The sequence below is a fragment of the Meridianimarinicoccus sp. MJW13 genome, assembly GCF_014901205.1.
Lineage (GTDB): Bacteria > Pseudomonadota > Alphaproteobacteria > Rhodobacterales > Rhodobacteraceae > Meridianimarinicoccus.
This window is the reverse complement of sequence record NZ_JACNMU010000002.1, coordinates 69,260-82,581: the sequence shown is the minus strand read 5'-3', so window position 1 is coordinate 82,581 and position 13,322 is coordinate 69,260. Positions and strand designations below refer to the sequence as shown.

Here is a 13,322-nt window from a genome sequence, read left to right as displayed (position 1 = left end):
CGGTCACCGCGTGAACTTCTTGTATTTCACCCGCTTCGGCTCCAGCGCGTCCGGTCCCAGGCGGCGTTTCTTGTCTTCTTCGTAGTCCTCGAAGTTGCCCTCGAACCACTCCACATGCGCCTCGCCCTCGAAGGCCAGGATGTGGGTGCAGATGCGGTCCAGGAAGAAACGGTCGTGCGAGATCACCACGGCGCAGCCGGCGAAATCCACCAGCGCGTCTTCCAGCGCCCGCAGGGTTTCCACGTCCAGGTCGTTGGTCGGCTCGTCCAGCAGCAGCACGTTGCCGCCCGCTTTCAGCAGACGGGCCATGTGGACGCGGTTGCGCTCCCCGCCCGACAGCAGGTTCAGGGTTTTCTGCTGGTCGCCGCCCTTGAAGTTGAAGGCCGAGCAATAGGCGCGCGAGTTCATTTCGGCATCGCCCAGCTTGACCACGTCCAGCCCGTCGGAAATCGCGTGCCAGACCGTCGCCTTGTCGTCCAGATCGTCGCGCGACTGGTCGACATAGGACAGGTCCACCGTGTCGCCATAGCTGATGGTGCCGCTGTCGGGCTGTTCCTCGCCGGTCAGCATCCTGAACAGGGTCGATTTGCCGGCGCCGTTGGGACCGATGACCCCGACGATGCCGCCCGGCGGCAGGGCAAAGGACAGATCCTCGATCAACAGCTTGTCGCCATAGGCCTTGGTCAGGTTCTCGACCTCGATCACCTTGCCGCCAAGGCGCGGGCCGTTGGGAATGACGATCTGGGCGCGGCCGATCTTCTCGCGTTCGGACTGGCTGGCCAGATCGTTATAGGCGTTGATCCGCGCCTTCTGCTTGGCCTGCCGGGCCTTGGTGCCCTGCCGCATCCATTCCAGTTCGCGCTCCAGCGTCTTCTGGCGCGACTTGTCTTCGCGCGCCTCCTGGCTCAGGCGCTTGGCCTTCTGTTCCAGCCAGGCGGAATAATTGCCCTCGTAGGGAATGCCGCGGCCGCGATCCAGTTCCAGGATCCAGCCGGTGATGTCATCCAGGAAATAGCGGTCGTGTGTGACGATCAGGATGGTGCCCTTGTAGTCGATCAGGTGCTGTTGCAGCCAGGCGATGGTTTCCGCGTCCAGGTGGTTGGTCGGCTCGTCAAGCAGCAGCATGTCGGGGGCTTCCAGCAGCAGCTTGCACAGGGCAACCCGACGCTTTTCGCCGCCCGACAGGGTGGTTACATCGGCCTCGTCCGGGGGGCAGCGCAGCGCCTCCATCGAGATGTCGATCTGCGCGTCCAGATCCCACAGGTTCTGGGCGTCGATCTCGTCCTGCAGCTTGGCCATTTCGTCGGCGGTTTCGTCGGAATAGTTCATCGCCAGATCGTTGTAGCGATCCAGGATCGCCTTCTTCTCGGCGACGCCCAGCATGACGTTCTCGCGCACGTTCAGGCTTCGGTCCAGTTCCGGCTCCTGCGGCAGGTAGCCGACCTTGGCGCCTTCGGCGGCCCAGGCCTCACCCGAGAAATCCTTGTCGAGCCCGGCCATGATCCGCATCAGCGTCGACTTGCCCGAGCCATTGACCCCGACCACGCCGATCTTGACGCCGGGCAGAAAGCTCAGGCGAATGTTCTCGAAACACTTCTTGCCACCCGGATAGGTCTTGGAAACGCCGTCCATGTGGTACACGTACTGATAAGCTGCCATTGCCCCGCCCTGACTTGCTGAAGATCGCGCCGTTTTAGTGGCGAGGGCTTGGACAATGCAACGGCCAACCGAAAAAATCGCCACAGTCGGCCGTTTTCGCCTTTCCCGACGGGAACATCGCCGCTGCGTCACCTGCCGTTGCGGCACAAATCCGGAAACCCTGTATCGCAAGGGAATTCTGACATGTCAGATCCGGATACCCCTTGCAGGCGCCCGCCCTGCCCTGCGGCACCTCACTATTTATAGGGAGTAGCTTGGTCCGTCGGATTGGCCTAGGCGATATATGCGGGGTGAATTCTTGAGTGTGACAAAGGTCACAACCCTTAATTGTTTCAGGACCTTACAGTGTTTGTCGAATTCTCGTTGCTCAAAAACCTGGCGCCCCAAGACGCACGTGCCTTCGTGGCACGGCTGACCCGGATCACCGCCAAAGCCGGCACCGTGTTGACACACCGCGGCGAACGCCCCGATTACCTGTACTTCGTGTTCAAGGGGAAACTCACCGCCCATATCGCGTCACGGCAAGGCCGCGAGATCATCCTGGATCGGCTGGAACAGGGTGATGTGTTCGGCGAGCTTTCGGTGCTTGACGGCGGTTCGCGCGTGCGGTCGGTGCGGTGTGAGACCAGTTGCGATCTGGGCCGCATCCCGACCGAGGAATTCGACCGCTGGCTGCGCGCCCATCCGGTGGCGATGCGCGATGTGACGATCGCGCTGGCCGGACGGATGCGCGACCTGTCGGATCGGCTGTTCGAGTTTGCCTTTCACGACGTGGAAACCCGGCTGCGGCATTTCCTTGTGCGCTGTCTGATCCAGCAAGGAAGCCTGCACAACGGCGCGGTGCTGGATCCCGCGCCCAGTCATCTGACCATTGCCAATTGCATTGGCGCCAACCGCGAAGCCGTCAGCCGCGCCCTGTCCCGGCTGTCCAAGGCCGGGGTTCTGACCACCGGACGCCAGCGGATCGAGGTTCTGGACGTGCATCTGCTGGAAAGCGGCCTCTAGCAACCGGTTTGACTTCGGCGCTCGGGGCGGCTCTTGTTCGCGATAACATCCGCGGCAACAGCAAGGTGACCCGATGACATATTTTCCCGCCGCCACCCGGTACGACTCGATGGTCTATCGCCACTGTGGCCGCTCCGGGTTGCAACTGCCCGCGATCTCGCTGGGGCTGTGGCACAATTTCGGCCACGACCGGCCGCACCAGTTGAAGCGCGACATCTGCCGGACCGCCTTTGACCATGGCATCACCCATTTCGATCTGGCCAACAACTATGGCCCCCCGGCAGGCAGTGCCGAAGAGGCCTTCGGAGAGATCCTGCGCACCGATTTCGCCGGGTACCGGGATGAACTGATCGTCAGCTCGAAAGCCGGCTACCCCATGTGGCCCGGTCCCTACGGGCAATTCGGCAGCCGCAAGACCATGATATCCTCCTGCGATCAGTCGCTGAAACGGCTGGGGCAGGACTATGTGGACATCTTCTATTCACATCGCTTCGACCCGGACACGCCACTGGAAGAAACCATGGGCGCGCTGGACTACATCGTGCGGTCGGGCCGCGCGCTCTATGTCGGGATCTCCTCCTACAATGCGCAACGCACCCGCGAAGCCGTGGCGATCCTGGAAGATCTGGGCACCCCCTGCCTGATCCACCAGCCGTCCTACAACATGCTGAACCGCTGGGTCGAACGCGACGGGCTGAAGGACACACTGGCAGAACTGGGAGTCGGTTCCATCGCCTTCACGCCGCTGGCGCAGGGCATCCTGACGTCGAAATACCTCAACGGAGTGCCCGAAAGCAGCCGGGCGGCGCAGGGCAAATCACTGGCCCCGACGATGCTGACCGACAGCGCGCTGGCCTCGGTGCGGGCGCTGAACGAGCTGGCCGAGGCGCGCGGTCAGACGCTGGCGCAAATGGCGCTGGCCTGGGTGCTGCGGAACGGCGGGATCACCACGGCACTGATCGGCGCATCGCGGCCCGAACAGGTGGTGGATTGCGTGGGCGCCGTCGCCAACCTCGACTTCTCGCAAGAGGAACTGAAGGCCATCGACCACCTGTCGTCCGAGGAAGACATCAACCTGTGGGCACGTTCGTCGGAAAGCTGAGGCCGATTGCACAGCGGGCGGCTGGCGCAAGTGGCCGGTCATGCGGCTAGAGCGCCAGCACCGCCGCGATGGTCATGCCGGCGGTGCACAGCACGCCAAATGCCATCGCGACGACAAGACGGCGTGATCGGGACATGCCGTTCCCCCCTTTGGACGCTTTTGACCTGCATATGAAGCCAGCGTAACGACCCTGCCGGGCCTGCCAAAGATGTTCGGGATGTCGTGGTTAGCGCGGAGGCGCGGCCCGCCGCCTGTGCGCCGGGATCCCCCGCCGCCACAGCGGCGAGGGATGGGTCCTTAATGCGGCGGCAGGTTATTCGCCCAGGGCGATGCCTTCGCGGCGCGGATCGGCGCCGCCCCAGATCCCGTCGTCGCGGATTGCGATGGCATGCAGCCCCGAGGTCAGGTCACGGACATTGGTCTCATAGCCCAGTTCCTGCAGCGGCTCGGCGCTGTTGGCGACCTCGGTGCCGGCTTCCAGATCATAGGTGCCGAACCGGTTGACCAGATGCGGCATGGACACCGCCTGTTGCGGGTCCAGCCCCCAGTCGGCCATGGCGATGATGGTCTGTGCCACATAGCCGATGATCCGCGATCCGCCCGGCGATCCGACCACAAGGATCGGTTCCCCGTCCTGCAGGACAATCGTCGGCGCCATCGAACTGCGCGGCCGCTTGCCCGGTGCAATCGCATTGGCGATGGCCACACCGTCCGACTGGCTGGAGAAGCTGAAGTCGGTCAGCTCGTTGTTCAGCAGGAACCCGCCCGACGTCATCACGCGCGAACCGAAGCCGTTTTCAATCGTGGTGGTCATGGACAGCGCGTTGCCGTAGCTGTCGACGATCGAGATATGCGAGGTCGAGGGCAGCGAGATATCCTGGTTGTCGGCCCAGTTCAGCGCATGGTCGAACTCCGGCGTGCCGGGGGCGACCTCTTCCAGCGCGGTGTCACGGTTCAGCAGGGCGGCACGGTCGGCCAGATAGGCCGGATCCACCAGCCCTTCGACCGGCACCGGCACATAGTCGCTGTCGGCCATATAGCGGCCCCGGTCCGCGAAGGCGAGCCGCGAGGCATCACCGATCAGACGCCAGGCCTGCGGATCCTCGAACCCCAGGCTGGCCAGGTCGTAGGTGTTCAGCATCCCGAGGATCTGGCCCACGGTCAGTGCCCCCGATGACGGCGGCCCCATGCCGCAAACATCCGCGCCGCGATAGTCGACACAGACCGCCGGGCGTTCCTTGACCTGATACAGCGCCAGATCGACCATGCTCAGCAGCCCCGGATTGCCCTCGGCACCGCGCACGGCGGCGGTGATGCCTTCGGCGATCTCGCCGGTGTAGAAAGCCCCGACGCCCTTGTCGGCGATGGTCATCAGGGTGTCCGCATAGGCCGGGTTCTTCAGGATGGTGCCTTCCGCCAACGGCGTGCCACCGGGCATGAAATACTCGGCTGTGGCCGGGAACCGACCCAGTTTCTCGGCATCATCCACGATCAGGGTGGCCAGACGGGGCGACACCGGGAAGCCGCCTTCGGCCAGCGCGATGGCATCGTCGAACAGTCGGCCCCAGTTGGCACTGCCCCATTTGCGATGCGCCTCGGCCATCAGCGCGGGCGTGCCGGGGGTGCCGACGGACAGGCCGCCCACGACCGCATCCCAGAAGCCCATGGTTTCGCCGTCCATGGTCTGAAACAGGGTCGGCGTCGCGGCCAGAGGCGCGGTTTCACGGCCATCCAGCGTCGTCACCTCGCCGCTCTCTGCGTCGTACCAGACCAGGAACGCGCCGCCGCCAAGGCCCGAGCTTTGCGGCTCGACCAGCCCCAGTACCGACTGGACCGCGACCATGGCGTCGGCAGCGGTGCCGCCCTCTTCCAGCACTGCGGCCCCGGCCTGCACCGCCAGCGGGTTGGCGGCGGCCACCATCCAGTCGGCGGCTTGCGTGGGCCTGCCCTCGGCCTTGATGCGCAGGGCCTCCATCGCGGCAGGCGACAGGCCCGCCGCTTCCCAGCCCGCGACCTTGGCTTCGCTGGTGCCTTCGGTGGTGATCGCATCGGCAGCCTGCTGTGCCAGGGCCGGCGTGGCCAGGACCACCGCCAGTGTCAGCACGGAAACAGATTTCAAATATCGCATGTCCAATCCTCCCAGTTGGTCGTTGGGCCTCACCATGGCGTTTGGGGATCGGGGCTGTCCAATGGAATCTCCGCCGCCCCGACAGAGCGGCCCCGGCTTGCAGTTCGCGCCCGCGCATGATGTAGCTTCGGCATGGCCCTGCACGCCGGGGCGGCCCCAGACGGTAACAGCGACATGGCGCAGGCATGAAGGCAGGCTTTCCAGCGGCAAGGGCCGGGCAAAGGATCGGGCTTCTGGGCGGATCCTTCGACCCGGCACACGAGGGCCATGCGCATCTGACGCGGACCGCGCTGCGCAGCTTCGGGCTGGATCGCGTCTGGTGGCTGGTCTCGCCCGGCAACCCGTTGAAATCCGAAGGCCCCGCCCCGCTGGCCCGCCGCCTGAAGGCCGCGCGGGAGGTGATGCAGCATCCACGCGTCACCATCACCGATGCCGAGGCGAAGCTGGGCACCCGCCACACCGCCGCCACGCTGGAAGCCCTGATCCGGCTTTATCCCGGCGTGCGGTTCACATGGCTGATGGGCGCGGACAACCTGGCCCAGATCCATCGCTGGGAACGTTGGCCGTCGATCTTCGCGCAGGTGCCGGTTGGAGTGATTGCGCGACCCGGCAATCCGCTGTGGGCGCGCACCTCGCGGGCGGCCCGGCTGATGCGGAACGACCGCTTGCGCCGCGCCGAGGCGCGGCTTCTGGGCGGGGCGATTCCCCCCGCATGGTGCTATCTGCGCGGCCCGCAGATAGATTTGTCCTCAACCGACATCCGCGCGCGGGGAGACTGGGTAAGATGAGCCGCAACATCCTTCTGAAACGCCGGGCCGTGCTGACCGGCATCGCCGGGCTGGCTGCGCAGGGCGCGCTGGCCAATGTGCCGGTCTCGCCGATCCCGACGCCGCGCCCCTCGGCACCACCGCCGCGCGATCTTGCAGCCCTGACCCGCGCCCTGATTGCCGATGTCGGGCTGAGCGGCGAGGTGGCCTGCGTCATGGCCGATGCCCAGACCGGCCAGCCGCTGGTGGTGATCCAGCCCGATCTGCTGCTGCCACCGGCCAGCGTCACCAAGGCGGTGACGGCGGCCTATGCCTATGACACGTTGGGACCGGGCTATCGCTTTGCCACCCGTGTGCTGGGCACCGGCCCGATGCGCGACGGGGTGCTGCACGGCGATCTGGTTCTGGCCGGCGGCGGCGACCCCGGTCTCGACACCGTGGGGCTGGCGCAATTGGCCGCCGACCTCAAGGCCATCGGGCTTCACGAGGTCAAGGGCCGCTTGCTGATCTGGTCCGCGGCCCTGCCCCTGATCCCCGAGATCGCCCCGGATCAGCCCGATCACCTGGGCTATAACCCCTCGGTGTCGGGGCTGAACCTGAACTACAACCGCGTGCATTTCGAATGGCGCCAGCAAGGCGCGGATTACCAGGTGACCATGGATGCCCGCGTCGGCACGCTGCGCCCGCGCACCGGTCATGCCCGCGTGCAACTGGCCGCGCGCAGCCTGCCGGTCTACGCCCATCGCACCGATGCGGACACCGGTTACGAGCATTGGTCAGTGGCCCGCCCGGCCCTTGGCACCGGCGGCGCCCGTTGGCTGCCCGTGCGCGACAGCGGCCTTTATGCCGGGGATGTGTTTCGCACCCTGCTGCGGGCCGAAGGGCTGGTTCTGCCCGCCGCCAAGCGGATCACGCTTCTGCCCGAAGGCCAGACATTGGCCAGCCGGATCAGCGCGCCGCTGTACGACATCGCGCGCGGCATGCTGAAGTATTCCACCAACCTGACTGCCGAGGTTCTGGGTCTGGAAGCCAGCGCCCACCTGAACGGCGCGCCACTGTCCGATCTGCCCAGTTCCGGCGCCGCCATGACCAATTGGGCCAAGGCCCACCTGGGAATGACCCAAAGCCAGTTCGTGGATCATTCCGGTCTGGGCGACGGTTCGCGCACCACGACCCGCGATCTGTGTTCCGCGCTCTTGTTGCAGGGCCGCGAAGGCGCGCTGAAATCCAGCCTGAAGAACATCGCGTTGCGGCAGGACGATGGCACCGCCACGCCGCTCAGCCTGTCGGCCAAGACCGGAACCCTGAATTTCGTCAGCGCGCTTGCGGGCCATATCGCGCCCCGGGCCGGGCCGGGGATGATCTTTGCCATCCTGACCGCCGACATGGCACGGCGCGCGGCCATCGCACCGGACGATCGCGAAAACCCCGCCGGCAGCCAAAGCTGGACCCGGCGCTCCCGCCGGATGCAGTACAATCTTGTGCGTCTGTGGTCTGGGGTGCCGCTGGCCTAGGGGATCGGGTCCGGGGCGCGGACCTCAGATCACCATGTGACGGGCGCGGGCACCGCGTTCGATGGCGGCGGCGTGCAGACGGTCGATGTTCAGCTCATACCGAATCTCTTCCAGCAGGCGAAGTTCGGACTCGTTCAGGTGCCCATCGGCTGCGGCCACGTCGCAGGCCAGCGCATAGGCGGTTTCGTTCAGCCGCTCGGGCAGGGCCTCGCGGATCAGGCCGAACAGCGCATCCAGCCCCTCCTCGGCTTCGAACAGTTCGAACACCAGCTGGCCGAGGCTGTGCAGCCGTTCGTCGCCGAAATCCGAGAACACCGGCAGGTGATTGATCATCGACTGGATCTTCACCAGTTCCGAGGTGCGGATGTTGGCATCCGACAGCGACACGGCGATCATCAGGGCGACGAGGCTGTCTTGCGGTGTGAGAGACGGTTCGGATTGCGACACGGCGAATGTCCTTGTACGTGGTTCTGGCGCTTGTGTTACCTTGGCAGGCGCCATGACGCCATGTATTTCGTCATTGATCCCCGGCAACCCCCGCTGTGCCCCGTGCGGCATATGTTGACCTGACGCGGTCTTGTCACTAAGCCCTGCGAAAAATCTGTCAGGATATCCGCACATGACCTCCCTCCGCGACGAAGCCCTGGCCTCGAAGGCCTGGCCCTTCGAAGAAGCCCGCCGTGTTCTCAAGCGCTATGAAAACGCGCCGCCCGAGAAAGGCTATGTGCTGTTCCAGACCGGCTATGGCCCGTCGGGCCTGCCGCATATCGGCACCTTCGGTGAAGTGGCGCGCACCACCATGGTGCGCCGCGCGTTTCAGGAAATCAGCGACATCCCGACCCGGCTGATCTGTTTCTCGGACGACATGGACGGGTTGCGCAAGGTGCCGGGCAATGTTCCGAACCAGGAGTTGCTGGCCGAGGATCTGAACCTGCCGTTGACCCGCGTGCGCGATCCGTTCGGCACCCATGACGGCTTTGCCCAGCACAACAACGCGCGCCTGTGCGACTTCCTCGACAGCTTTGGCTTCGACTATGAATTCGCCTCGGCGACCGAGTACTACACCTCGGGCAAGCTCGACGAGATGCTGCTGGTCGCGCTGGAACGTTTCGAGAAGATTCAGGACATCATGCTGCCGACCCTCGGCCCCGACCGCCGCGCGACCTATTCCTGCTTTCTGCCGATCAGCCCCAAGACCGGCCACGTCCTGCAGGTGCCGACGCTGGAACGCAATGTTGCCAAGGGCACCATCGTCTATCAGGAACCCGACGGCGAGAAGGTCGAGATCCCGGTCACTGGCGGCCATGTGAAAATGCAGTGGAAGCCCGACTGGGCGCTGCGGTGGGCCGCCCTTGGCGTCGACTATGAAATGTCGGGCAAGGATCTGATCGATTCCGTCACCCAGTCCACCAAGATCTGCAAGGCACTTGGCAAGACGCCGCCGGTGACGCTGTCCTACGAGTTGTTCAACGACGAGAACGGGCAGAAGATCTCGAAATCCAAGGGCAACGGCCTGTCGATGGAAGACTGGCTGAGCTACGCCGCGCCCGAAAGCCTGCAGTACTTCATGTACCTCAAGCCGAAAACCGCCAAGCGGCTGTATTTCGACGTGATCCCCAAGGCCGTGGACGAGTATCACCAGCAGTTGCGCGCCTATCCGGACCAGGATCTGAAGGCGCAGCTGAACAACCCGGTGTACCACATCCACGGCCATGATGTGCCGGCGTCGGACATGGTGGTGACCTTCTCGATGCTGCTGAACCTCGCCTCGGCAGCCTCGGCCCATGACAAGGACACCCTGTGGGGCTTCATCGGCAAATACGCACCAGATGCCACGCCCGAGACCCATCCGGGGCTGGATGAGGCAGCCGGCTTTGCCGTGCGTTACTACGAGAACTTCGTGAAGCCCGCGAAAACCTATCGCGCGCCTACCGATCAGGAGCGCGCGGCGCTGCAGGATCTGGCCGACCGCCTGCGCGACTGGAAGGGCGACGTCGAGGCCGAAGCCCTGCAGTCCGAGGTCTTCGCCGTCGGCAAGGCGCATGGGTTCGATCCCCTGCGCGCCTGGTTCTCGGCCATCTACGAAGTGCTTCTGGGGGCCAGCCAGGGCCCGCGTTTTGGCGGCTTCATCGCGCTGTACGGAGTGCCGGAAACCGTCGCCCTGATCGACCGCGCGCTGGCCGGAGAGCTGGCCACCGATTGACTGATCCCCTCCGTGCCTTACCATTGGGGAAAGGCGCGGAGGGATCCAACATGCGCACGGCAAGTCTTTTGGCACTCCTGATGGCAACGCCGGTGATGGCGCAGCCGGCGCAGGACATCGAAACGGTCATCGGCGACCAGATCGCCGCCTTTCAGGCCGATGACATGGCCCGCGCCTTCGACCATGCCGCCCCGGCGATCAGGCGCATGTTCGGCACCCCCGATAATTTTGGCCAGATGGTGCGCGATGGTTACCCGATGGTCTGGCGTCCGGCGGACGTGACCTTTCTGGACCACACCGAGATGGGCGCCGAGGCCATCCAGCGTGTGATGATCCGCGATGGCGCCGGCCAATTGCACTTTCTGGCCTATCGCATGGTCCAGCTTCAGGGCGCATGGCGGATCAACGGCGTGCAGATCCTGTCCGGGGGCGTCGGCCTTTAAAGCTCCAGATCCTGCGGGCTCAGATGAAACGCCTTGCCGAATCCGCCGTTCAGGGCCGCGCCACGGACGCTGAACCGCACAAACGAGAAATCCGCGAAATCCACATACAGCCTGGCCTTGGGCTGAACCCGCAGGTAATGCGCGCGCAGATCGGCGTGCTGTGGGTCGCCATGGCCAATGAAGCGGGCCGTGCAGGCCAGGGTCATGCGCGGATGGGTCAGCGGATCGCCACGCCCCCCCGGTTCACCCACCAGAAGCGAGGCCGACGGGTTGGCCCGCAGGGCACGGGTATGGGCCGACAAGTCAGACACCAGCGACAACGGCGCGCCATCCGGCCCGGCAATCAGCGCCACCCGCGTGACCTCGGGCAGGCCGGTGTCGGGATGCAGCACCCCCAGCGCGGCGAACCGCATGTCGGCCAGCAGGCGCCGGGCCAGCGCGCGCGCCTCATCATCGGTGGGCCGGATCGGAGAGGGTTTGGACATACCGCCGATCATGGCCGCACGTCAGTGTTTGGCAAGAGCGCGTTTGACAAGGGACAGTCTGCGCCCTTGCCCAGCATGCATTCATCGTGCTTCTTGAATATCAGGAGGACTTTCATGACACGATTCTTTACCGCTCTCGCCCTGTGCCTGGCCACCACCCCGCTGCACGCCGCCGATCTGGAGGTCGGGATCACCAGCGCCATTGGCCAGGTCGAAGTGCCCGGCACATCCACGATCATTCAACGCAACCAGGACACCGAGGCGCAGATCGAAGGCGAATTCGCCCGCACCTCGCGCGCCTGCCCGCCGTTCTGCATCCAGCCGATGACGCCCGCCGAGGGCGTCACCACCATTGGCGAGTTGGAATTGCTGGACATGTTGCAGGATCCCGAGGCCGTGGTCGTCGACAGCCGCGTCGCCGACTGGTACCGGCGCGGCACCATCCCCGGCACCATCAACATCCCCTACACCCAGATCGTCGATCACCTGGGCGAATTGGGCTGCGAGATCGATTTCGACGGCTGGGATTGCGAGAATGCCAAGCCGGTCGCCCTGTTCTGCAACGGCAGCTGGTGCGGACAGTCCCCGGCGGCGATCCGGCAGATGGTCGGCGCGGGCTTCCCGGCCGACCGGATCTTCTATTACCGGGGCGGGATGCAGGCCTGGCAGATGCTGGGGCTCACCGTTACCGGCGGATCCTAGGGGTCCGGCGCGGGGGTCAGAAGGTCCACCACAGGGCCATCCGCACCCCCGCACTGTTATCGCCACGCACCCCCCAGATCAGGGCACTTTCCAGCGCCAGACCGGCGGGCAGGTCCACAACCACCGCCGGCAGAACCTTCAGGTAGGGGTCGGCCTGCGGAAAGTCGCCACCCTGAAGCTGCAGCATATAGGTCAGCCGGCCCGCGCCCTTGACGCCAATGGTGGCATCCAGCTTTTGCGCCGTGCCCGAGGATTGCTCCCGAAACTCGACCGAGGCATCGACCGCCAGCCAGCCGGAATACTCGCCAAGGCTGAACCCCCGGCCATAGGCGAGGGCAGGGCGTAGAATTGCTTCTGTCTCGGTCTCTATCTGACCCAGATAGCGGCCCAGCGTGGCATAGCGGCGTTGCCCGACACCCAGTTGCGCCGCAAAGTGGTGCGTGGCATCCAGCGGCGACAGCGCATAGCGCAGGAAGGCCACGCCGGACCATGTGCGCACCTGCGGGATCGCCGTCCGTTCGGGCGGCGGCAACTGGCCGCTGCCGGTCTGCTGGTGATAGCTGCGCTGCAATTCGGGGGTCAGCACGGTTTCATCGCCGCCCAGGTCCAACCCGATGGTCATCCGCGGCGTCAGCCCGTATTCGGCGTACAGCGTGGCGTAGCCGTCAAACTGCGGCGCAACCTCGCCGGACAGCTCGTCTTGCAGGGTGGTGATCTCGTATCCCAGCGAGGCAAAGCCGGTGCCCGGCTCGCGCGGCCAGGCCCCGGCCAGCGCGGCGACACAGGGCAGCCCGCACAGCAGGACCGCAAGGGCAATGGTTCGCATGACAAGCCTCTCCCGAGAGCTCAGGCTGAAGCGCGCAGGGTTAACAGGGACTTAATTCACAGCCTGCGCAATTTTCCCTGTCCGCGCCGCGCCGCCCTGCGCTAGGCTGAAGCCAAGAGGAGGAGCCATCATGCAGATCACCACAACGGCCAGCCATCAGACCGTCATCACCACCTTCGAGGTCACCCCCGGCACCTGTCAGGACCTGATGGACGCGCTGCGCGACGCCTATGACCATTTCATCTCGAAGCAGCCCGGATTCGTTGCCGCCGGCCTGCATGTGAACGACGCGCAAACCCGGATCGCCAATTATTCGCAATGGCAACGGCGCGAGGACTTTCAGGCCATGCTGCGCACCCCCGAGATGCGCGAGCGCAACCGCCAGATCAACACCCTGTGCCGCAGCTTCGAGCCGGTGATGTACGAGGTCGCGCACACGCTGGGCTGAGACAATCGGCCCGATCCCACCCCTGGGACAGGACTGCTAG

13 protein-coding genes are annotated in these 13,322 nt (G+C 65.2%); 8 read left to right on the top strand and 5 right to left on the bottom strand.

Translation table 11 applies throughout. The features are described from left to right. Positions 1–3: 3 nt before the first annotated feature. A complete protein-coding gene (gene ettA / locus H8B03_RS03295) occupies positions 4–1,659 on the bottom strand; it encodes an energy-dependent translational throttle protein EttA (RefSeq protein WP_193140297.1) in 1,656 nt (551 codons plus the stop codon). Positions 1,660–2,004: 345 nt separating this feature from the next. Here ettA and H8B03_RS03290 point away from each other — a divergent pair, with 345 nt between their 5' ends. Continuing rightward, positions 2,005–2,664, top strand: a complete 660-nt coding sequence (locus H8B03_RS03290) for a Crp/Fnr family transcriptional regulator (protein WP_193140295.1) — start codon at positions 2,005–2,007, stop codon at positions 2,662–2,664. Positions 2,665–2,737: 73 nt separating this feature from the next. After that, positions 2,738–3,766: an L-glyceraldehyde 3-phosphate reductase gene (mgrA, locus tag H8B03_RS03285; protein WP_193140293.1), complete on the top strand. Its 1,029-nt coding sequence runs from the start codon at positions 2,738–2,740 to the stop codon at positions 3,764–3,766. 313 nt (positions 3,767–4,079) lie between these two features. Here the strand turns inward: mgrA and ggt are convergent, their stop codons facing one another. Beyond that, entirely contained in the window at positions 4,080–5,894 is a 1,815-nt protein-coding gene (ggt, locus tag H8B03_RS03280; protein ID WP_193140291.1) for a gamma-glutamyltransferase, read from the bottom strand. A gap of 185 nt (positions 5,895–6,079) precedes the next feature. On the opposite strand from ggt, the gene H8B03_RS03275 reads away from it, so the two are divergent. Continuing rightward, positions 6,080–6,682 carry a nicotinate-nucleotide adenylyltransferase gene (locus H8B03_RS03275; RefSeq protein ID WP_193140289.1) on the top strand — a complete coding sequence of 201 codons (603 nt, stop codon included), beginning with the start codon at positions 6,080–6,082 and terminating at the stop codon, positions 6,680–6,682. Beyond that, on the top strand, positions 6,679–8,175 hold the full coding sequence (dacB, locus tag H8B03_RS03270; protein WP_193140287.1) for a D-alanyl-D-alanine carboxypeptidase/D-alanyl-D-alanine-endopeptidase: 1,497 nt from the start codon (positions 6,679–6,681) through the stop codon (positions 8,173–8,175). Before H8B03_RS03275 ends, dacB begins: the two co-directional genes overlap by 4 nt. A 24-nt stretch (positions 8,176–8,199) precedes the next feature. Here dacB and H8B03_RS03265 read toward each other — a convergent pair whose 3' ends face one another. Beyond that, complete coding sequence (locus tag H8B03_RS03265) at positions 8,200–8,622, bottom strand: tellurite resistance TerB family protein (RefSeq protein ID WP_319022426.1); 423 nt, start codon at positions 8,620–8,622, stop codon at positions 8,200–8,202. A 172-nt stretch (positions 8,623–8,794) separates the two neighbouring features. Between H8B03_RS03265 and H8B03_RS03260 the strand changes: the two genes are divergently transcribed. Then, on the top strand, positions 8,795–10,378 hold the full coding sequence (locus H8B03_RS03260) for a lysine--tRNA ligase (RefSeq protein WP_193140283.1): 1,584 nt from the start codon (positions 8,795–8,797) through the stop codon (positions 10,376–10,378). A 50-nt stretch (positions 10,379–10,428) separates the two neighbouring features. After that, on the top strand, positions 10,429–10,821 hold the full coding sequence (locus H8B03_RS03255) for a DUF4864 domain-containing protein (protein ID WP_193140281.1): 393 nt from the start codon (positions 10,429–10,431) through the stop codon (positions 10,819–10,821). Here the strand turns inward: H8B03_RS03255 and H8B03_RS03250 are convergent. Then, the gene (locus tag H8B03_RS03250; protein WP_193140279.1) at positions 10,818–11,306 is read right to left on the bottom strand and encodes a HugZ family protein; all 489 of its coding nucleotides are present in this window, start codon (positions 11,304–11,306) and stop codon (positions 10,818–10,820) included. The two genes, H8B03_RS03255 and H8B03_RS03250, sit on opposite strands and share 4 nt — an antisense overlap. Positions 11,307–11,420: 114 nt before the next feature. Between H8B03_RS03250 and H8B03_RS03245 the strand changes: the two genes are divergently transcribed. Next, positions 11,421–12,008 carry a rhodanese-like domain-containing protein gene (locus H8B03_RS03245; RefSeq protein ID WP_193140277.1) on the top strand — a complete coding sequence of 196 codons (588 nt, stop codon included), beginning with the start codon at positions 11,421–11,423 and terminating at the stop codon, positions 12,006–12,008. Positions 12,009–12,024: 16 nt separating this feature from the next. Here H8B03_RS03245 and H8B03_RS03240 read toward each other — a convergent pair whose 3' ends face one another. Further along, positions 12,025–12,834, bottom strand: a complete 810-nt coding sequence (locus H8B03_RS03240; RefSeq protein WP_193140275.1) for a hypothetical protein — start codon at positions 12,832–12,834, stop codon at positions 12,025–12,027. Positions 12,835–12,964: 130 nt separating this feature from the next. On the opposite strand from H8B03_RS03240, the gene H8B03_RS03235 reads away from it, so the two are divergent. Next, positions 12,965–13,282: an antibiotic biosynthesis monooxygenase family protein gene (locus tag H8B03_RS03235; RefSeq protein WP_226925685.1), complete on the top strand. Its 318-nt coding sequence runs from the start codon at positions 12,965–12,967 to the stop codon at positions 13,280–13,282. The last annotated feature ends 40 nt before the right edge of the window (positions 13,283–13,322 follow it).